18 protein-coding genes are annotated in these 21,769 nt (G+C 26.7%); 1 reads left to right on the forward strand and 17 read right to left on the reverse strand.

The features are described 5' to 3' along the window. Position 1: 1 nt before the first annotated feature. The 9 genes from CLSA_RS20270 to galU all read right to left on the reverse strand — a co-directional run bounded on the left by CLSA_RS20270 (position 2) and on the right by galU (position 9,722). Positions 2-679 carry a hypothetical protein gene (locus tag CLSA_RS20270; protein ID WP_022750179.1) on the reverse strand — a complete coding sequence of 226 codons (678 nt, stop codon included), beginning with the start codon at positions 677-679 and terminating at the stop codon, positions 2-4. Between the two features lie 246 nt (positions 680-925). Then, positions 926-2,914, reverse strand: coding sequence for an ABC transporter ATP-binding protein/permease (locus CLSA_RS20275; protein WP_022750180.1), 1,989 nt, complete (start codon positions 2,912-2,914; stop codon positions 926-928). Positions 2,915-3,304: 390 nt separating this feature from the next. After that, positions 3,305-4,579, reverse strand: coding sequence for an N-acetylmuramoyl-L-alanine amidase family protein (locus CLSA_RS20280; protein ID WP_022750181.1), 1,275 nt, complete (start codon positions 4,577-4,579; stop codon positions 3,305-3,307). A gap of 33 nt (positions 4,580-4,612) precedes the next feature. Continuing rightward, complete coding sequence (locus CLSA_RS20285) at positions 4,613-6,208, reverse strand: hypothetical protein (protein ID WP_022750182.1); 1,596 nt, start codon at positions 6,206-6,208, stop codon at positions 4,613-4,615. A gap of 155 nt (positions 6,209-6,363) precedes the next feature. Next, a complete protein-coding gene (locus CLSA_RS20290) occupies positions 6,364-7,023 on the reverse strand; it encodes a hypothetical protein (RefSeq protein WP_022750185.1) in 660 nt (219 codons plus the stop codon). 245 nt (positions 7,024-7,268) lie between these two features. Beyond that, complete coding sequence (locus CLSA_RS20295; protein ID WP_022750189.1) at positions 7,269-7,763, reverse strand: VanZ family protein; 495 nt, start codon at positions 7,761-7,763, stop codon at positions 7,269-7,271. 52 nt (positions 7,764-7,815) lie between these two features. Then, a complete protein-coding gene (locus CLSA_RS20300; protein ID WP_022750192.1) occupies positions 7,816-8,211 on the reverse strand; it encodes an HI0074 family nucleotidyltransferase substrate-binding subunit in 396 nt (131 codons plus the stop codon). After that, positions 8,198-8,497, reverse strand: coding sequence for a nucleotidyltransferase domain-containing protein (locus CLSA_RS20305; RefSeq protein ID WP_022750196.1), 300 nt, complete (start codon positions 8,495-8,497; stop codon positions 8,198-8,200). Before CLSA_RS20305 ends, CLSA_RS20300 begins: the two co-directional genes overlap by 14 nt. Before the next feature lie 355 nt (positions 8,498-8,852). After that, positions 8,853-9,722, reverse strand: coding sequence for a UTP--glucose-1-phosphate uridylyltransferase GalU (galU, locus tag CLSA_RS20310; RefSeq protein ID WP_022750200.1), 870 nt, complete (start codon positions 9,720-9,722; stop codon positions 8,853-8,855). Between the two features lie 513 nt (positions 9,723-10,235). On the opposite strand from galU, the gene CLSA_RS20315 reads away from it, so the two are divergent. Further along, entirely contained in the window at positions 10,236-11,045 is an 810-nt protein-coding gene (locus CLSA_RS20315) for a phage replisome organizer N-terminal domain-containing protein (RefSeq protein ID WP_022750204.1), read from the forward strand. 484 nt (positions 11,046-11,529) lie between these two features. Here CLSA_RS20315 and CLSA_RS20320 read toward each other — a convergent pair whose 3' ends face one another. The 8 genes from CLSA_RS20320 to CLSA_RS20355 all read right to left on the reverse strand — a co-directional run bounded on the left by CLSA_RS20320 (position 11,530) and on the right by CLSA_RS20355 (position 21,688). After that, positions 11,530-13,257 (reverse strand): phospho-sugar mutase, encoded by a 1,728-nt coding sequence (locus CLSA_RS20320; protein ID WP_022750206.1) that lies wholly within the window; start codon positions 13,255-13,257, stop codon positions 11,530-11,532. A 456-nt stretch (positions 13,258-13,713) separates the two neighbouring features. After that, on the reverse strand, positions 13,714-14,784 hold the full coding sequence (gene rfbB / locus CLSA_RS20325) for a dTDP-glucose 4,6-dehydratase (RefSeq protein WP_022750212.1): 1,071 nt from the start codon (positions 14,782-14,784) through the stop codon (positions 13,714-13,716). A gap of 85 nt (positions 14,785-14,869) precedes the next feature. Next, positions 14,870-15,751 (reverse strand): dTDP-4-dehydrorhamnose reductase, encoded by an 882-nt coding sequence (rfbD, locus tag CLSA_RS20330; protein WP_022750216.1) that lies wholly within the window; start codon positions 15,749-15,751, stop codon positions 14,870-14,872. 93 nt (positions 15,752-15,844) lie between these two features. Continuing rightward, positions 15,845-16,426: a dTDP-4-dehydrorhamnose 3,5-epimerase gene (rfbC, locus tag CLSA_RS20335; RefSeq protein ID WP_022750218.1), complete on the reverse strand. Its 582-nt coding sequence runs from the start codon at positions 16,424-16,426 to the stop codon at positions 15,845-15,847. Positions 16,427-16,436: 10 nt separating this feature from the next. After that, complete coding sequence (rfbA, locus tag CLSA_RS20340) at positions 16,437-17,342, reverse strand: glucose-1-phosphate thymidylyltransferase RfbA (protein WP_022750222.1); 906 nt, start codon at positions 17,340-17,342, stop codon at positions 16,437-16,439. A gap of 100 nt (positions 17,343-17,442) precedes the next feature. Next, complete coding sequence (locus CLSA_RS20345; protein WP_022750226.1) at positions 17,443-18,657, reverse strand: polysaccharide pyruvyl transferase family protein; 1,215 nt, start codon at positions 18,655-18,657, stop codon at positions 17,443-17,445. Positions 18,658-18,856: 199 nt separating this feature from the next. Next, positions 18,857-20,293 (reverse strand): flippase, encoded by a 1,437-nt coding sequence (locus CLSA_RS20350; protein ID WP_022750230.1) that lies wholly within the window; start codon positions 20,291-20,293, stop codon positions 18,857-18,859. 150 nt (positions 20,294-20,443) lie between these two features. Further along, complete coding sequence (locus tag CLSA_RS20355) at positions 20,444-21,688, reverse strand: O-antigen ligase family protein (protein ID WP_022750234.1); 1,245 nt, start codon at positions 21,686-21,688, stop codon at positions 20,444-20,446. Positions 21,689-21,769: the final 81 nt, after the last annotated feature.

Raw genomic sequence — 21,769 nt, forward strand, 5'->3', positions numbered from 1 at the left:
ATTAACCTAAGATATTGTTTCCTGCATTAATATCTTCTAAATCTGCAAGAGTTAAAGTATTTAAAATATCTCTTATCTTTTCAGCATCATTCATACTAACTTGAAGTGCTATTGTACCATCTTTCTTTTCAACAGATACAGTTGTTGCTCCATCACTATTTTTACCTAAAGTAACACTGTATTCTGAATTAGCTAATAAATTTTTAAGTTTAGTCTCTTTATTAGCTCTATCAGTACCAGTTGCTTTATCAAAAGCTAATACATCATTCACTACATCTATAATTTGACCTCTTAAAATTTTAAATTCTGCATCTCTTGCATCAGCGTCATTTCCACCAACTTCATGACACTTATTTATAATTGCTTCTACTACACTATGTGCATTATCATTAACAGTTCCATTTAAATCAAGGTGATTTAAAAGTCTTTTTCCATTTTCATAATTTTCTAATTCATTTTTAATTGCATTTGTATTAATTCCAATAGCACTAGAAGTAGTTGTATTTTTATCAATACCTAAAATGCTACCTCCATTTTTATATTCCTTAGCCATTGCTACTATTATAGCTTTTTCATCACTAGATAATGATTTTGTATCTGCTGCAAATGATGCAACTGATGTAGAGCAAGCCATAACTAGTCCAAGTGCTCCAATTGATAATAATTTTTTCATTTTCATTTTATTCTATCCCCTTTCAGATTATGTGTTTATATTTACACCTATATAAAATATTGGTAAAATAATTAACTATTTAAACAATCATATGTTTATATTACCCTATTTCCAATAATATTACAATATATATCTCATATTTCTTCTTTGTAATCATAGATTATATCACGGCTTTCATATGCTTATAGGTAAAATAATCCAATAGATTAATCTCCCCTCAAATACATAAACAAAACAACTTTTTATCTTCAGTTATTCTCTTCTTAAAGATTCTACCGGATCCAATTTAGATGCCTTATTAGCAGGTAATATTCCTGATAATATGCTTATGATAATACTTACTCCTACTCCAAAGGCTGCATAAGAATTCTTTATTATAACTACATTAATATTAAACAGTTTATTCGACATAGTATTAATACCATTCATTACTGCATATGAGAAAACAAGGCCAATTACACCACTAAAAACTCCAATTAAAAATGCTTCACAAACAAAAATTCTTCTTATATCTTTTCGTCTCGCACCAATTGCCTTAATTATTCCTATTTCTTTTGTTCTCTCAACAACACTAATATACATAACAACAATTATCATAATTGCTGATACTATTAATGATATTGCCGCTATTCCTGATAATGCATATGTTGTGATATTTATCATTTCATTAAACATTGAGGTCATTTGCTCTTGTGAAGATCCTGAATATCCAAATTCTTTAACCTTTTCTTTAATTGCAGGTGTATATTTTTCACTAGTTGTATTAATATACATTACATTTGGTTTTAAGGCACTATTATTTTCTGAATAGATTTTTTCTAAATCAGAATAATTTAAGAAAACTGATTTAATTATTGATGATAAATCTCCGCTAGCATTCTCAATTCCACTTACAACAAATTCTGCTTTTACAGTTTTTTGATTTAACAAAAGATTTAAGGTTACTTTCTGCCCAACAACATCTCCACCAAGTTTATCACTTACAGCTTTATTTATTAATATTTCACCTTCTTTAGGTAAACTTCCTTCTTGAATGTTTGATTCCGTTATATTTGATGATATTGTTGAAAGTCTTATTAAATTTGATCCTTTTCCATTATAACTTAATGAATTTGAACCCATTGAAATCAATGTATATCCCTTTTCTATTTGAGATACATTTTCTATTTGAGATAACTTTTGAATATCCGTATCTTCAAATGACTTCTCTTTATTTATCTCTGGTTTTTGTATTTTAGCAACATCTAAATCTATTGTCTTATCATCTTCTTCACTAGGCATATTAACTTCAATTACTAAAGGATTAACATGACTATTCATCATTGTATTAAAATATGTTTTAACTCCATTACCTAAAGATAACATCAAAATAACGCTCATTATTCCTATGCTGCCACCTATAGAAAGAAATATATTACGTGCAAACTTTTCTTTCATATTTTTTAAAGCTAATTTTACTGCAGATATTATACCTAAATTCTTTCCTCTTATACCAAAGAACTTAAATCTTTTTTGATTACTAGATGAATCTTCTAGATTATATGTATTTTCAAATTTAAAAATTTCATCGTCCGAAATAATTTTACCATCAGCTATTTTGACTACTCTACTTGAACATGATGCTACTTTTTCAGAGTGAGTAACCATAATTACAAGCTTTCCTTTTTCAGCTATGTTTCTTAATATTTCTAAAACCTGCATTGTAGTTTTTGAATCTAAGCTTCCTGTAGGTTCGTCTGCAATTATTATTTCCGGATTATTAATCAAAGCTCTTGCAATAGCAACTCTTTGTTTTTGACCCCCAGATAATTGACTAGGCTTTTTATTTATTTGATTTTCTAAACCAAGTTCACTTAATATTTCTTTTGCACGCTTAATTCTTGCTTTCTTCTTTACATTAGATAAAGTCATCGCAATTGTCACATTATCTAAAATTGATAAATGTGAAATCAAATTAAAACTTTGAAAAACAAATCCAACTTTACTCTTTCTGTAAGTATCCAATTCTTTTTTTCTAAGTTTACTAATATCTTTTCCATTTACAAGTAATTCTCCTGAATAGTTCGAATCCAATCCACCAATTAAATTCATTAAAGTAGATTTTCCACTTCCTGATTCACCAATTATAGATACTAATTCTCCCTTATTAAAAGATACATTGACATCCTTTATAACATGAAACTTATTGCTGCCACTTATTTTATAATACTTATTAATATTTTTTAATTCTAATAAACACATATATACCTTCTCCTTCTAGTACAATAAACTGTGCTCTAAGGCACATTCAAAAAATAACAAGTCCATTTACCATACTATTTTCCATCATTCCGCATGAGCAAATTAACCTAATATACCCGCTATAAGGACGATTTGCCTCTTTGCCTGATGAAAAATATTCATAGCAACTTTGGACCTGTTATTTATTTTCATATACCTAAACATTGTAATATATTACTATAATCTTGTATAGGTAATTTAGGCAAAATGAAGAAAGCAGATGAAGTAATCATATTCTTCATCTGCTTTCATTTTTTTATTTTTGATTAAATTTTATATATTTCTAATTTAAATTATTTTCTTTTACTATGTATTTATTTAATTTTATTTTTTGAATGTGCCTTAATGATATTATACTGTAATTGTATATGTTTTAGGTGTTACATAATATAATTTTCCTGTAGTCTTTGAAAATACAGATATAGACGCTCTTACATTAAAATCTCCACTGCCTGTAACTGTATATCCATTTTGTAAATCTCCTGATATATAAGCATCCATTCCATTTAATGTAACATAAATATCTTTTTTAACAATACATTCTTCTCCATTTATTGTTACAGTTTCTGTACCTGGAGTAAAGTTTAATTTAGGTTTTATAACTCCATCTGCTTTATAATCATTAAATGTAATTTGCGTATCTACACTATATTGGCTATCTATAATATCTTGGAAAGTCTTTGATGCTGTACTTCCACCATTTGATGAATTTCCACCACTTGAAGAATGTCCACTACCAGATGAAGATGAGCCTCCGCTACCTGATGAACTTCCACCACTATTTGACGTATTTTCATCTCCTGATGAGTTTCCATCATTGCTCTTAGTTATTATAGTTCCAGAAGATGTAAATGTTAAAGTTGGAGTAGGTATATTATTACCTATCGCTGCTCCACTTGCATCAAAAGTATAAGTTACACCGTTGATAACAACGTTACCTGTTTGCATTGCTCCTGATTGTGCTAAGCAATATACTTTTCCATCTACTTCAATTACACCTGTTTTCATTGCTCCTGATACATCTGCAAAGTACCATGTTCCATTATCGTTAATCCAACCTGTTTTCATAGCTCCTGATGATTGTAGATAGTACCATGTTCCATTATTATTCATCCAGCCTGTCTTCATTGCTCCTGATGATTGTAAATAATACCATGTTCCATTATCATTTGCCCAACCTGTCTTCATCGCTCCTGATGATTGTAGATAATACCATATTCCATTATCATTTGCCCAACCCGTCTTCATCGCTCCTGATGATTGCAAATAATACCATGTTCCATTATCATTTGCCCAGCCTGTCTTCATTGCTCCTGATGATTGTAGATAGTACCATGTTCCATTATCATTCACCCAACCTGTTTTCATAGCTCCTGATGATTGTAAATAATACCATGTTCCATTATCATTTGCCCAGCCTGTCTTCATCTTTCCAGCTGAATCAAAGTTATACCAAGTCCCATCAACTTGCTTCCAACCTACAGCATTTCTGCCACTTTCACTCCAACTCCAATTATTTTGCCAGTCTTGTTTCCAACTAGCATATGCACCTGTTTGAAATACAGAACCTATTGTTAAAGTTGCAAGTGCTGCTGCAACTAATTTTTTAATTTTAAAACTTCTCATTATTATTTTACACTCCCCGTTTTTTTATTATCATTAACGTACTTTATTTATAAAATTCTTTTTTATCATTGGTGTAAGTAATAACAGACCTATAACTGAAGTTATTACTCCTGCTACCCATAAGTTTATTAAGAAATGTTTCATTATAATAGCAATAACATCCTTAAAATAAACTGTATTAACATTGATGTTTTCATAAAATTTTGAAATATATCCACCAAAGAACACTGTAAATAAAATCAATCCAGATACCAAAAATGCACTACCTATACTTCTTAAGCTTAGATAAACTTTTCCATTATTTAATTTAATTAAAGCTAAAATCAATATAATAGGCATAATCATAAATGCCCAAAACATTTTATAAAAGATTGATGTTATTTTAGCTACTGCTTGTAATTTATTAGATTCCATTAATTTGTTTAAATTTATTTTTTGAATCTCATTATCTATACGAGTTCCTACTTCATCTAATAATGTATTTTTTATAGTATTTAATTTTTGGTCAGTACTTGTACCGTCATCAGTTATTATTGAATTTATAATTTCACCTTTTAACTTATCTATAAAAGATACGCCTTTACTTTCTCCATTTGAATCATTTTGAACACTACCAATTTTCTCATTATTTTGTCCAGATAATTCAGCATTGCTAGAATCTTGGTTCATACTATTGTACGTTCCGTCAGCAGTTTGACTTTGATTTCCATTAGATACACTCCCAGAAGTTTGACTTTGATTATCTGAAGTTGTTACAGAACTATTAGTATTATTATTACCATTATCAGTTTGCTGAGAAGTTTTGCTTTGGCTACCCTTAGACGTCGTTGCAGAAGAATTGTTACTTGATGAAGATTGTGGTGCGTCATCTATTGTTATCCCATACCCCTGCAATATCTTCAAAGCTTGTTCGTCCGTGATACCTTTTTCAGCCATTTTTTGTCTTGCTTGTTCTTCTGTTAATCCTTTTTCTTTCAATATGCTTTTAATCTTAGATTGTGCTTCACTAGAAGTCATCAGTCTTTCCATAGATATTGAATCTTGTCCATATTTTGAATTATCCTTAACAACCATCATGTTATCAAAACTTAATTTATTTCTATCTATCCTCTTATTTTCATATTGTAATGCATTGTTCATATATATCACTTTTTCAGATTGTGGTTCGTATTTATAAAATGATACATTTGTAGGTTGTATGTCTATGTTGTTATTAAACGATAAATCATCTTTTGATGGACTTACAAGATTATTTACAATAGTATTTAAAATTTTTGTAATCCTCTGTTTATATATTTCCGTATTTATAGGTGCTACATTATTCTCTCCAGTTTTTAAATACTGCACCAAACCAGTAATTACATTATCTGCTTCGTTTCTTATATCATCTTCTGTTATTATTTGCTCTTTAACATCATTACCAATATTTTTAGAACCTATTGCTGTATCTATTTTGTCATATACAGATTGTTTAATCTGTGCATAAGTCCCCTCTTTGCTTAGAATATTTAAATATGTATTTTTATTCAATACAATACTATTAATAAATATAGCTAACACTGAAAGCATAATACTAATAACTAACAATATTTGAGCAATTATATTTATATATTTTTTTCTTCTTTTCATTTAGCCTGCTAATCCCTCCTTAATTAGGATTAAACTCTCAATAACTTTTCACACGAAAATCTGCTTAGCAGACTATGTGTTTCTACGTTCTTTTAAAGTTATTGACAGTTTTAACTTCATTAAAATTTCCTCGTAAATTAAAATATATTGATTAACTATACATTAACTCCTAATTCTGTTAAATAAGATTTAAGCTCATCATAACTATTAAATGAATTAAGTATATCAATTAATTTATTCCCATTATCAGAATCCATTTGAAGTATTATTTTATTATCTTTTTCAAGAGACACAGTTGTTTTCCCTAAACTATTTTTTCCGAACTTAACCTCACCATAAGACGCTTTAATCATATCAGCAGCTTTTTGTTCCTTAATTGATCTTGTAGAAGGATCTGTAGTATTATCAATATCCATTAATTGATTTGCAACATCAGTAGCCATTGCTTTATAAGTATTAAAATTACCTTGATTTAAACTAGCATAAATTAAAGAAGAATTTAAAATTTCACCAATGCTAGCTCCATCTTTAATAGAATCAACAAGAATACTTCCTTCATCATATGAATTTAATTTTCCTTCAATTTTTTTATAATAATCAGAATCTTGATTAACAATATCACTAACTTTTGTATCTTTATTAACATTTAAATTGCTTATTGGATTTCCACCAGCATAATACGTCCTTATTATTCCTTGTATTGCTGATTTTTGCTCATTGCTTAATATATTATTTGCAGCAAACACTCCCACACAAGTACTAGAAGCTATTGTTAAACTTATAACACCAATTGATAATAATTTTTTCATTTGCATTTCATTCTATCCCCTTTTAATTTATATAATTAAATTGTTTTATTAATCATATTATACTATACTTTTTATAAATATTTTTTAAAATAATTAATTTTATTCTATAAAAAATTAGGCTTTATATGAAAATATATAATATATATGTAATATTTGTCGTATATAGTCGTCAAAAAAATAATAGACCAAAATATGCAAGCATACTGGTCTATTATTTTTAATTATAAAACTAATAAATCACTCTAAAAAATCTATTTTTTATTAGATATAAATCTTGGATAGATTTTGTAATACATTAAATAAAATAAAGTCAGTCCTATTAAAGCTCCTCCGAAATCTACTAGAATATCACTAACTAATGATGTTCTACCTGGTACAAATGATTGATGGAACTCGTCAGTTACAGCATAGAATAAGCATATAAATAATATGTAAATTATTATACCTTTACCCTTTTTATTAAATCTAAAAAACATACCGCTTACTAAAATAGCTAATACCATATACATAAATGCATGAGCATTCTTTCTAACTATATGATCTAATTTATTATCTTTTAATTGCTGTGTCTGAACAGTATTTTTATTAGTGTTAGTAGTTACATTAGAATTTTGACTTGCCGCTTTATTTTCAATTAAATCAACTACTTTTGTGCTTTGTTCATGTGAGATTTCTCCATTATTACTTGACATATAAAATATAAATCCAATCCAAAATATGCATAAAAGTATAACAATCTTTTTCACTATAATTTCCTCCGATTATTTTAAATTATCCGCTAAATATACAAAATACACATTATATTAAATTTCCTAAATTCTCAACTAACTCTCCTATTGCCTTAACATATTCATTTACTATTCTATTTGCAATTTCATTTGCTAAATTTTCATTATATATATGTGATGTAGAATTTCTATCTTCTAATAAACTAATCCAAACTTTATCATCAGATATTAAATTATTTACATATGCTTTTTTGTATATTGTACGTGGAAATGAATTTTCAAGAGTTACGCCTAAATATTTCATAAATTCTCTGAGTGCTTTATGAGTAAGCTCATATGTAAATTCAAATCTTTGGATTAAGCTGTCTCTTATTATATCGTTCTTTCCATCATATAGCTTACTTACTTCAACAAGTCTGTCATAAGCTTTTTTTAAGTTCATATATTTGAAATCAATGCTTCTCATAAATAACTACTCCTTCTTTTTTTACTTGATCTATAAATAAGTAATCATGTATATCTTTCATATCTGAAAAATCAAACTCTAATAAAGTTGTAGTATTCATCTCAACATCTTCAATAAAATCTGCTATTGAGTTGTCACAATATACAGCTAAATCAATATCACTTTTAAATGAATTATCACCTCGTGCTCTTGATCCAAAAAGAATGACTTTACTAATATATTCATATTTATGACATATAATCACTATTTCATCAACAATCTTTTGTTCTAAATTCAAATTTATCACCCCTTGGAAGTCCTAAACCTACTATTAAATAATAATATTTTCTCATAATTATTTCACCTCTTCTAAATGTCTGTCATCTTAATTATATAAAGTTGTGAAATATATTGTGATTACATTATCTTTATCATTTAACTAGATTCAATTTCGTTTCTTCTGTTACTTATATTATATTCCATAACATACTTTTCTTAAACACAAAAATAGCACCAAACCTAAATTTAGTGCCATGCCTATATCCATAATTTTTTTAACCTTAAATATGCAAGTCAGAATTTCATAACTGACTTACATAAATAATCTTATCTGTACTTCCAATTTTTTATTTACGAAATTATGCTATATCTAACTCTTCTAATTATATTATATTTTTTAAATACTCCATAAAATCATCTTTAAGTTCAGGCTTTCTTAAAGCATACTCTACTGTTGCTTCTAAAAATCCTAATTTATCTCCAACATCGTATCTTCTGCCTTCAAAGTTATAAGCATACATAGCTTCATTTTTAGCAAGTTCTAATAATGCATCAGTAAGTTGAATTTCATTACCTTTACCTGGCTTAGTTTCCTCTAATATTTCAAATATTTTAGGCGTTACTATATATCTACCAAGTATTGCAATGTTAGATGGTGCATCTTCAGTTTTTGGTTTTTCAACTAAGCTCTTAACTTTACATACTCTATCTTCTATCTCAATTCCATCAACTATACCATATTTAGATACATTTTGAGGAGCAACATTTTGAACTCCTAATATAGTTGTCTTATATTCATCATAACAATCAATAAGTTGCTTTAAGCAAGGTTTCTCTTCATTATATACAATATCATCTCCAAGAAGAATTGCAAATGGTTCATTCCCAACAAAACTCTTAGCGCAATGAATAGCATGGCCTAATCCCTTAGGTTCCTTTTGTCTTATATAATGAATATCAACCATATCTGATATGTCTTGAACCAATTCTAATAATTCATCTTTATTATTCTTTGCAAGCTCCATCTCTAGTTCAACAGATTTATCAAAATGGTCTTCTATGCACTTCTTATTTCTTCCAGTAATAATAAGAATCTCTTCAATTCCTGACTGAATAGCTTCCTCTATAATATATTGAATAGTAGGTTTATCAACTATAGGTAGCATTTCCTTTGGTTGAGCTTTAGTTGCAGGTAAGAATCTTGTACCAAGACCTGCTGCTGGAATTATTGCTTTTCTTATTTTATTTGCCATTTTAAACTCTCCTCCATAAAACTAAGTATTTTAATATTTTGCTTATAATTTTCTTTATATATAAATATTTAATCTTAATAATATAAATATATTGTATGTCTCTTATCTTAACATATGCTTAACAGCATACCTAGTACCAAAATAAATTTTCTATGAAGCTATGTACATTATTATATACTACAACTTGTTCCATGAAAATAAGATAAAATAACTTTTTATTTTCCTGCATTCCAAAAAACTTCTAAAGTGCAAAATCAATCTTTGGATTTAATTTACACACAAGCTTCAATTCCTCTCTAATACATATTCACAGTGAATTTATTGAATTAATTTATCTTATCTATAGTATCGATTTTTGTAATATTTTGATATAAAAAAATTTATTAAATTGACTGAAATTTTATTTAGTGAAGCGTATATATTAAGTATAAGACATATTCAAAAAAGTTTATTTTATGATCATAGAATAATCAAGACATATAAAAAATAAAAAGATTAAGGGGAATGATAAATATGAGAGAAAGAAAATATGTAAAATTCAGAGTAGATATGTTTGATGATACTAAATTTAAAATAATAGATATGAAACCTGAAAGAGATCTTATTCATTATGTTTGGACTAGACTTGTAATTTTAGCTGGAAAAGTTAACTTAGAAGGTGATTTATATCTTTCAAAAAATATCCCATATACAATAGAAACTTTATCAATAGAATTTAATAGAAGTATTGATCAAATCAAATTAGCATTAGATGTATTAATAGAATTAGAAATGATTGAGTTCAGCGAAAATAAGATTTATAGAGTGAAAAATTTTGCAAAGCATCAAAACATAAAAGTTAATGATAAAATTAAATACAAGGTTAATGAAAATGATAAAAATAATGATAAAACTACCAAAAATAAGGAAGTTTCTGAAATTGAATCTGAAAAATGTAATATAATCGACAATAAAGATAACAAGACTGAAAATAAAACAAATCTAAATAAATTACAAACTGAAGTAAACACTAATATTAAAAATTATACTGTGAATAATTTAGGAACTAATTATATTGATGATGATTCTGGCAAACCCCATAATAATGTAAGTAATATAAAGCATAAGTCTAACAGTAGTAATAATACTGATTCACATAATGATATTCCTATTACGCTACAAAGGAAAAAGACAAAAAAATCAAATAAGAACAGCAATATAAATAATTTAATTAATATTATAGATGAAGATAGTGAGGATAATTTATTGTGTTTTTTTAGTGATGAAGTTGAAGAAAGATCTTTAGCTGAAGGGGAGCAAGTTATTGGTGAGTGGTCTTTTTAAATTTTCAGGCCTACGAGATGGTAGTAAGTACCTACTAAAAAACACAGTACCGTTCTTTTTTATCTTGTATGCTTTTTTGCTTTACATAAAAGTACAAAATATATCATTAATGAAAGATACATTAATAAATATGAATTAAAAAAGCAGAACCAATAATTATAAAAAATGAAACAAATACAATGCCTAATGAATAGCATAATAAATTCCTCTTATTAGTTTCATCAACATACTATTTAGTTTTAGTATTTCAAAATAAAGATAAAAATATAACTGGAAATAAAACTTTCAGTTACATAACATATCAAATATTCAATTTACACAAGTTATTCTACATTCTCTCTCTTAACAAAAAAATTGCACTAAATAATCTTTTAGTGCAATCTTTGTAATTGGTGATTTTATGCTAGTACCTGCCCCCTTTGTGAGAAATACTTTCCAGAACTCGCTAGTCACAAATCCTAGTAATAACCTTGCGATTCCCTTACTATTTTAAAATCTCATTAATCTTTTTCATTATTGTTTCTTCAAATTTCTTTAATTTGTCGTCTGAATCTTCTAAGTCTTTTCCTATAACAGCTACATATATCTTCATTTTAGGTTCAGTTCCTGAAGGTCTTATAACAAACCATGAACCATCACTTAATACATATTTCAATACATTTGATTTAGGTAAAGTTAAAGTGCTTATTTTTTCATTACACATATCTTTCGCTTTTGATAATTTATAATCAAAAAAGTTTTCTACTTTAACACCATTTACATCTTCTATTTCATTATTTCTTAAATATTCTAAACAACTACTTATTTTTTCTTGCCCTTCTTTTCCTTTAAGTTCTATTGAAATAAGTGTTTCCTTATAATATCCATATTTTTTGCAAAGATTTATAAATCCTTCATATAAACTTAAGCCTTTGTTTTTATAATATAATGTCATTTCACATATCATCTCTGCTGTTACTACTGCATCTTTATCTCTAGCATGATCTCCAAAAAGGCATCCATAACTTTCCTCAAAACCAAATATAAATGTGTTACTATTAGTTTTCTCAAATCTACCTATAGTTTCTCCAATATATTTAAACCCAGTTAACACATCAAACAATTCTACATTACATTCCTTGCATATATCTTTTACCATTTCTGTAGTTACTATAGTTTTAACAATAGCACCATTAGAAGGTAATTTTTCTTCTTCCTTATATGCATCTAATATATAATGAGTTAATAGAACTCCAATTTGATTCCCTGTTAATATTTTATATTCACCATTAGAATCTTTAACTACAACACCAATTCTATCTGCATCTGGATCTGTTCCAAAGATAATATCCGGATTAACTTTCTCTGCCATTTTCAATGCTAGTTCAAATACCTTTGAATCCTCTGGATTAGGATATGGCGCAGTTGGGAAATTTCCATCTGGAATTTCTTGTTCTTTTACTATATGTAAATTTTCATATCCAAGCTCTTTTAACATTCTCTTTATTGGCATTAAACCTGTTCCATGGATAGGAGTATATATTATCTTTAAATCTTTAGCATGTTTTTCAACTAAATCTTTTCTTATAGTATAAGATTTCAAAGTATCAATATATTTTCTATCTACTTCTTCTCCTATTATGTTTAATAGACTTTTATTAACAGCTTCTTCTTTTGAAATTTTCTTTACATCTATGTAATCAACATTATTTATTTCTGAAATTATAGCATTTGCAGCTTCATCTGTTATTTGACATCCATCATTTCCATATACTTTATAACCATTATATTGCTTTGGATTATGAGATGCTGTTAAAACGATTCCTGCATTACTCTTTAATTCCCTAACTGCAAAACTCAACTCAGGAGTTGGTCTTAAACTTTCAAATAAGTTTACTTTTATATTGTTAGCACATAAAACTAAAGCTGCATATTCTGAAAACTCAATAGACATATTTCTTGAATCATACGCTATAGTTACTGATATGTTTTCCTTATATTTATTAACTAAATATCTAGCTAATCCTTCAGTAACCTTACCAACTGTATATATATTTAATCTATTACTTCCAGCACCTATAATTCCTCTAAGTCCACCAGTACCAAACTCTAAATCTTTATAAAAACGATCTTCTATTTCTTTTTCATCCCCTATAGATAAAAGTTCTGACTTTATATTTTCATCTATTATGTCTAACTCTAACCAATAATTGTACTTTTCTTTAAAATTCATTTTATTTTACTCCTTTGTAATTTCTTTTTAAATTCAAATAATAGTAGCTTTATTATAACTTTTTACTATTTTCCTGTGTATTTCATGAATAATATTGCCTCATTACAGAATATTTTTTGTGTTCTACAAATAGCTATAAAATTTACTCCTTATACTGATGATAGAGTAAAAACAGATATATTTTCACATTGACCAGTAGAAAATTGCCCAACATAAAATATGGAAATTACTTATGATAATGAAAAACCTGTATTCGTTTATATGTATAAAACTTTTGTATTCCTATTTTTATGTTTTACAGCTATTAGATATTTTAGGTTATCATTGTAGAAATGAACGCTTAGTTAAATTGGCTGTTCTTCTCTTTTATCTTAAAACCTTTTATATTAATTTTTATGATATAAAAAACACTACACGAAACATTTAATTTAGTGTAGTGATTGCACCTAGAAATTTCTAGGCCTCTGGAATGGTAGAATTTGTGTACATTTTCTCATAATACTTTTGATAATCACCAGAAGTAACATTTTTCATCCATTCCTGATTATCTAAATACCATTTGATAGTTTTTTTTATTCCAACTTCAAAAACAGTTTCAGGATACCATCCTAACTCTTCTTTTATTTTATCTGGAGCTATTCCGTATCTTTTATCGTGTCCTTTTCTATCTTCAACATATTTTATTAAGTTTTCAGTTACTTCTTTATCTACATTCTCATTAATATAAGAGATAACTGTTTTAACTATTTGAATATTAGTTCTTTCATTATGTCCACCAACATTGTAAACTTCTCCAAGTCTACCATCGTTAATAACCATATCTATTGCTTTTGCATGGTCTTCTACAAATAACCAATCTCTTATATTCATACCATCACCATATACAGGTAAATCCTTATGTTTTAAACAGTTATTTATTAATAATGGAATTAGCTTTTCTGGAAATTGGAATGGTCCATAGTTATTTGAACATCTAGTTATATTTATAGGCATTTTATATGTATCATAATAAGCCTTAACCATTAAATCTGAACTTGCTTTACTTGATGAATATGGACTGTGAGGATCTAATGGTGTTGTTTCCATAAAGAAGCCTTCTGCTCCTAATGAACCATAAACTTCATCTGTTGATACATGAAGGAATTTAACACCTTGTTTAAATCCATCTTTTGTTTCCCAAGCATTTTTTGCACAATTAAGCATATTAACTGTACCAAGTACATTTGTCTTAGCAAATACTTCTGGTTCTTTTATACTTCTATCAACATGTGACTCTGCTGCAAAGTGAACAACATAATCTACATCATATTTTTCAAAAAGACTAGAAACTAATTCTTTATCACAAATATCTCCTTGAACAAATGTATGTCTTTCATCATTTTGGATTGATTTAAGATTTTCTAAGTTTCCTGCATAAGTTAATTTATCTAAGTTAACTATTTTAATATGTTGGTATTTATTTAACATATATAAAACAAAGTTTGATCCTATAAACCCTGCTCCGCCTGTAACTAAATATGTTTTCATTATTACAACTCCTTTATTTAAGCCCCCTATAAAAAGAACAAATACGTATTTCCTTCTATTTTAACATGTTCTTTTTTGTCTTACATTATTTATTTAATTTATCTATAAATGATTTAATTGCCTCTTTCCATTCTCTCATTTCATCACCAACAGTATTTCTAAGCATCATATTATCAAGTGATGAATATTCTGGTCTCTTTGCTGGTGTTTTGTATTCTTCTGATGTACAAGGCTTAACTTCACACTTTTCTCTAGATAATTCAATTATCATTTTAGCAAAATCATACCAAGTACATTCACCTTTACCAGTGCAATGATATACTCCATATTCTTGTGTTTCTATTAGCTTTAATATATGATAAGCCAAATCATTAGCATGAGTTGGATTTCCTCTCTGATCATCAACTACTGTAAGCATATCTTTTTCTTTTCCAAGTTTCATCATAGTATAAACAAAGTTATGCCCTACATATCCATAAAGCCAAGCTGTTCTAACAATAAATGATTTTGAACAAAATTTTTGCACATATTGTTCTCCTAAAAGCTTAGTCTTTCCATAAACACTATAAGGTGCTGTTAAATCATATTCAGTTAATGGTTTATTTCCCACTCCACTAAATACATAATCAGTTGATACCTGAACTAATTTAGCATTAATTTTTTCACAAGCCATAGCTAAATTTCTAGGTCCAATTGAGTTAACCTTAAATGCAAAATCTTCATTACTTTCACAACCATCAACATTAGTTGCTGCTGCACAATTTATTACTACATCTGGTCTTAAATCATTTAATATTTCTTTCACTTGAGTTAAATTTGTTATATCGAGTTTATCTACATCAAGCGCTATAACTTCTGAATTTTTTATAATTTCTGAAACTTCACCGATTTCTGCTTTTCCACTCTTTATTATCTCTTGAAGTTCATTCCCTAATTGACCTTTACATCCTGTTATTAATATTTTCATATATATTTACTCCTTACATTTAGTTAAAAGAAAATAGAGATTATTTTATTTTAACAATAACTTTGTTTAAATAAAATCCCTACTTATATTCCTTTATTTCTTATATATAAAATCTTCATATTCACTTAAATCTAATTGTTTTAAGCTTGGATGTACCTTATCCTTTTCCGATAAAAGTATGTTTTCTATTCCATCTACTGGCCACTTTATGTTTATATCTGGATCATTCCACATAACTCCGCCATCATATTCTGGTGCATATAAATCTGTACATTTGTAATTAAATACTGCTTCATCTGATAATACTAAAAAACCATGTGCAAAACCTTCTGGAATATAAAATTGCTTTTTATTTTCATCATTTAAAACAACACCTTCCCACTCACCATAAGTAGGAGATCCAGTTCTTAAATCAACAGCTACATCAAAAACTTCACCTTTAGTTACTCTAACAAGTTTTCCTTGACTATGTTTTCTTTGAAAATGAAGTCCCCTAAGTACTCCTTTACTTGATTTTGATTCATTATCTTGAACAAAAGTCATATTAAGTCCAGCTTCTTGAAAATGTTCTTTATTATAAGTTTCCATAAAATAGCCTCTGTTATCACCAAAAACCTTAGGTTCTATTATGTAAACTCCATCAATCTTTGTTTTATTAAAATTAAAATTCCCCATATTCACACCTCTACTTTACTGTTACTGCTACTTCTTTTTTAGATTTTTCAACCTCATCTACTATATCCATTAGATATTTCCCATAACCAGTTTTCATTAATGGTTTAGCAAGTTCAATCACTTGTTTTGAAGTTATCCATCCTTTTCTGTACGCAATTTCTTCAAGGCATGCTATATATGTACCTTGAGTATTTTGAACTGCCTCAACAAAATTAGAAGCTTGAAGCATAGATGCATGAGTTCCTGTATCAAGCCATGCCATTCCTCTACCTAGTAATTGAACTTTTAATGATCCCTCTTGCATATATGATTTATTTAAATCAGTTATTTCAAGTTCCCCTCTTGGTGAAGGCCTCAAAGATTTAGCCTTTTCAACTACTGAATTATCATAAAAATAAAGTCCTGGAACTGCATACTTAGACTTTGGATTTTCTGGTTTTTCCTCCAAAGAAATAACCTTGTTATTGGAATCAAATTCAACTACACCAAATGCTTTTGGATTTTGAACATAATAGCCAAATACATACGCTCCATTTTCTAAGCTTGCAGCTTTTCTTAAATGTTCTGTAAAACTTTGTCCATAAAAAATATTATCTCCAAGAACCATAGCTACATTATCATCACCTATAAATTTTTCTCCAATAATAAATGCTTCCGCTAAACCATTAGGATTTTCTTGAATAGCATATTCAATATTCAATCCTAATTCTTGTCCATCTTTAAATAATTCTTTAAAATTAACTATATCTCTTGGGGTAGATATAATCAAAATATCTTTTATTCCAGCAAGCATCAAAACTGACATTGGATAATATATCATTGGTTTATCATATATTGGCACCATTTGTTTTGACATTGCTTTTGTTACTGGATATAGTCGCGTTCCTGATCCACCTGCTAAAATAATTCCCTTCATACTACCACCACTCCTTTAAATTTTAATATATATTTTGTAATGTAAATTTAATTTTAAACTAATTAATAAATAACTTAATACAAAATATATATTATAAAAATTATTTCTGTTCAATTATATATGGAATATTCTCAATTTGACTTTTTAATAAAGGTATTTGTAATTCAAGCACTTCCTTAATTCTACTTCTATTATTATATATTTTTATAATTTTCTCTATTATCTCATTTTCACTTTCATTTTTAGGATCTAAAACACAATCTCCTAATTCTATTTTCTCCCATATACCTATGAACTTTCTACTATATGCAATGGGAGCCGTTGGCACTTTTGTTGAAATTGCTGCTATACACGCATGCATTCTACTCCCTATAAAAAAATCACATCCGCTGATTATTGTCTTTATTTCATCTTCTCTATAATATTTATCTATTGTTTTTATATCTGTTCGTATTTTTTTACTTATATCATTAGCTATTTTTTTACAAACACTAAAATCATCTTCAACCTCAAAATTTTTCGTCATTACATGAGGTATTAAAATCACTTCAACATCATTCATATTTGCAAATTTTTCAATTAATGAAGTTACTAACTTCTTATAATTTGCTTTTAAATTAAACATGTTGTTTTTAGTATATCCACCATTATACAATAAAGCACTTACATTGATTCCCACCTTTATCTTTTTTTTATCACTTATAAACTTATCTATAAAGGTTTTTTCATCACATTTCATATAAAAAGCTAAGTCTGGAATATACTTTATATCACGTTGAATTTGTAATTCTTCTGTTGCAACTTTTTTACTTATTTCATCCCTTACAAAAACTTTATCAGCTTTATTTAATATTTTTCTTGCTATTATTTTTACCCAGTTTCTATTAAATGGGCCTAAAGTTTGTGGCATAATAACTATCTTTGTTTTGACATTAATTGCTATTAATTTTATTATTGAATGTTGAATAAATCTCTTAGTTCCATATATATCACTAAAACTATCGCCTTCACTTATATCAAAAACCATATCTGCTAATTTAATTTTTTTTAATATATAATTTTCTCCAAAACCAATGCTCTCGATATATGCTACAATAAGTTCATTTTTACTACACGGAGTTTCCTTAACTATTATTTCCTTATTATTGTAAATTATTTTATTTATTATTTCATCTTTTACTGTATATGATAATATTTCTATTTCACTATCATATCCATATTTATCACATATCAACATTATTTGTCCTCTAGTTAAAGCATTTACTCCCCTGTTTCCAGAATTAAGAGAGGCTCCCGCCAAAATTATTTTTTTCAATACACTTACTCTTCCCTTCTATATTGATTAATTAAATCACTCCCCCCAAAAAATAATTGATTAACACTTATATTAATAATGTTCCCTAAAATAAACACATAAAACTTTGTCAAAACGCATGTAAAAATTAAAAATATACTTATATTACTAATTTTTAATTAATACTATTAGTATTAATTAAAAATTAGTAATTATTCAACTATTTTGTTAAAACATTTTCTTTTATTTCACTAATACTAATTGTATTAGTAATAAATAATAAACAAAAATAAATTCCTCCTCCTATTATAGATAAAATAATTGCATTATAAGTGACTATTTTACATATTAATATAATTACACTCATGCCAAGTGAACTAACTAATATCTTTGCTATGAATTTATTTTCATATTTTATTTTTACAACATTTCTGCTTATCTTAAACATAAGCACCACATTAATAATTTCACTTATTAATGTATTGACAGCAGCCCCTTCTATACCATAATATTTAATAAATGCAAAATTTGATATAATATTGTAAATTGATGATAACAAAACAACTTTCATATATTTCTTCTGCAAATTCCAAGCACTCAATTCATATCCATAAATTTCTCTAATATATAATAATGCAACATAAATAAATAATATAGTTAAAACAATATATGCGTCTTTATATTTGTCACCATATAAAGTAAGTATAATCTCTTTATTTAATATAAATGCTACACATAATATAGGTATAGATATTATGTATACTATTTTTCTTAAATTATTTACAAGTGTACTTAATTTATCAATCTGTTTTTCATTATAATATCTAATTAATGATGGATATACTGGAGTAAATAAAATTCCAGCTATCATTATAAAAACATTAACAATTTTATACACAGAATTATATATTCCTATTTCATAATCTGTTCTCATAAATCCAAGCATTAGTGTTGCTATAGTAGAATTAATAGTAGCAAAAATGCCTGAAAAGAAAAATGGCCACGAATTCAAAATAAGTCTTTTATATTCTTTAAAATTAATTATGAATTTAAAATTCATATTATAATGCCTTTTAGCTATTTTAAGCAAGTATAAACTGCTAATTAATGTTGCTAAAAACATAAATACAGCTAAATAATATAAATTAGTTATATTAAAAAACCTTAATGCTATTATAACCACAACAGAATACACAAGATTCTTTATAATTATTGAACGAGAATTATATTGCATCTCTTCATTAGCATTAAATATCCAGTCTACATAAATCGCATTTGGAAAGATAGATAAACCATAAAATAATATATTAAGTTTATATACTATACTTTTATTTATAAAAATAGCAAGTATAATAACTAAAATATATACAATTGTTGCAAGAATTAATTTCAAACTAAGGATAGTATTAATTTTATAATCATTATTCTTTTTGGATTTAGCAATTTCTAATACACAAAGTGATTGTAATCCAAAGCTTGCTAACGCTGTAAAGTATGTAATAATAGTATTCGAAAAATTTATTATTCCAAAATTATCTGGACCAAAATATTTTGCTGTATATACTACTGATATAAACATTAATACTTGACCTAATACATTAGCAAAAGTTAATGATATAAAATTTCTTACTACTTTGTTTAATTTAATGTTTCTCATTCGTATTCTCCTAAATTTAATAGATATTTCTTACTGATAAAAAACTCTCTGATAACTTATGTATTAAATTTTTTATAATAATTTTTACCATTATACGATATTAATTTATAAATTAACGAATTTTTCCTAATTTAAATCCGACTTCAAACATTAATCTATTGGTTTACAACATGCTGTTCTCTCAATTTTTATGTCTTGATACAAAATAGCTGGAATTATTAGAGCTATCCCATAATATAAACTCGTCATTGCTTCATAAATTACATGTCCTCCCCAAAATGAATGTATTGTTCCACCTATTATACTTAATAACAAAGTATAATATTGAATTGATAGTTTTGATTCAAAAAAATATTTAAGTAAAACTAATATTTTTTTTGTTATTATAGAAAAAATCACAATAAATATCCATATGCCTGAGTAATATAATATTCCATTAAAATCCATCTCTATTATATCAAACGAATGTAATTGCAATATATTATTGCAATTGGTAAAACCTATTCCAAAAAATAAAAGTGGATTTTGTTTATAATAAGTACTAATATACTGTTCTACATATGATACCTGCAAATTTCTGTTTGAAACAATATAACTATATACATTATTTTCCCCCCAAGAATAAATCTTTTCTACCATAACATTATAGACATTAATAAATAGTTCTTGTTTAAAATAACTAAAGGAAATAATTGTTGCTATTGAAAAAAGACCTAAAATAATTTTAATATAAGTGAATTTCATTTTAAATAAAAAAATCAAATAAACTACTACTATACTTCCTACACCCCCAACTATCCCTGCCTTAGTCCCAATTAGGCATAATGATATAGCTGATAAAATAAAACTCACTAAATATTTTTTATATTTAAATTTTTCATATAGAAAAATATTTAATGGAGTAGTTACTATCAGTGTAGCTGTAACTGCATTCTGTACAGTAAAAAATCCCTTATAACCAAACCTTCCGTCAAAATAAGTATGAAATCCAATTCCAAATACACTCAATATTATACTTGCTACAATAATACAAGATGATAGTATAATATAGTTTAATATTTCATCTATCGTTAAAATATGCTTGGATAAAATACTTCTAAATGCATAAATTACTATAATAAAATACAATATTTTAGTGATGTATTGAATATCAGTAAAAACAGATGTTCCATTAGTGTATATATAAGTTACTTCCCCTATTCCAAATAATATAGCAATAAGAATAACAAAAATCTTATCTTTATTATTTGTGAATCGAAAAAATAAATATGCCATAATTAAAATCCTTACCACTTGATTAATAGGTAAGGTTACGCCTGTTTTACTTATAACAGAATATATTATATCCAAAAATGGATTAAATATTATTATATATTTTAACAGTTTTTTATCCATGTTACTTTCTCCTTAATATGATTGTTGTATTGAACAAAATGAATAAAAACCCATTTTGTTCAATACAACAATCATATTTTC

Origin of the sequence: Clostridium saccharobutylicum DSM 13864 (assembly GCF_000473995.1) — a bacterium.
Taxonomy (GTDB): Bacteria; Bacillota; Clostridia; order Clostridiales; family Clostridiaceae; genus Clostridium; species Clostridium saccharobutylicum.

Excerpts from the sequence above, each read along its gene's own strand:
- CLSA_RS20285 (WP_022750182.1), bottom strand. The coding sequence starts at position 6,208 with ATGAAAAGAAGAAAAAAATATATAAATATAATTGCTCAAATATTGTTA.
- CLSA_RS20275 (WP_022750180.1), bottom strand. The coding sequence starts at position 2,914 with ATGTGTTTATTAGAATTAAAAAATATTAATAAGTATTATAAAATAAGT.
- CLSA_RS20270 (WP_022750179.1), bottom strand. The coding sequence starts at position 679 with ATGAAAATGAAAAAATTATTATCAATTGGAGCACTTGGACTAGTTATG.
- rfbD (WP_022750216.1), bottom strand. The coding sequence starts at position 15,751 with ATGAAAATATTAATAACAGGATGTAAAGGTCAATTAGGGAATGAACTT.
- galU (WP_022750200.1), bottom strand. The coding sequence starts at position 9,722 with ATGGCAAATAAAATAAGAAAAGCAATAATTCCAGCAGCAGGTCTTGGT.
- CLSA_RS20315 (WP_022750204.1), top strand. The coding sequence starts at position 10,236 with ATGAGAGAAAGAAAATATGTAAAATTCAGAGTAGATATGTTTGATGAT.
- CLSA_RS20280 (WP_022750181.1), bottom strand. The coding sequence starts at position 4,579 with ATGAGAAGTTTTAAAATTAAAAAATTAGTTGCAGCAGCACTTGCAACT.
- rfbA (WP_022750222.1), bottom strand. The coding sequence starts at position 17,342 with ATGAAGGGAATTATTTTAGCAGGTGGATCAGGAACGCGACTATATCCA.
- CLSA_RS20350 (WP_022750230.1), bottom strand. The coding sequence starts at position 20,293 with ATGAGAAACATTAAATTAAACAAAGTAGTAAGAAATTTTATATCATTA.
- rfbC (WP_022750218.1), bottom strand. The coding sequence starts at position 16,426 with ATGGGGAATTTTAATTTTAATAAAACAAAGATTGATGGAGTTTACATA.
- rfbB (WP_022750212.1), bottom strand. The coding sequence starts at position 14,784 with ATGAAAACATATTTAGTTACAGGCGGAGCAGGGTTTATAGGATCAAAC.
- CLSA_RS20355 (WP_022750234.1), bottom strand. The coding sequence starts at position 21,688 with ATGGATAAAAAACTGTTAAAATATATAATAATATTTAATCCATTTTTG.
- CLSA_RS20300 (WP_022750192.1), bottom strand. The coding sequence starts at position 8,211 with ATGAGAAGCATTGATTTCAAATATATGAACTTAAAAAAAGCTTATGAC.
- CLSA_RS20320 (WP_022750206.1), bottom strand. The coding sequence starts at position 13,257 with ATGAATTTTAAAGAAAAGTACAATTATTGGTTAGAGTTAGACATAATA.
- CLSA_RS20290 (WP_022750185.1), bottom strand. The coding sequence starts at position 7,023 with ATGCAAATGAAAAAATTATTATCAATTGGTGTTATAAGTTTAACAATA.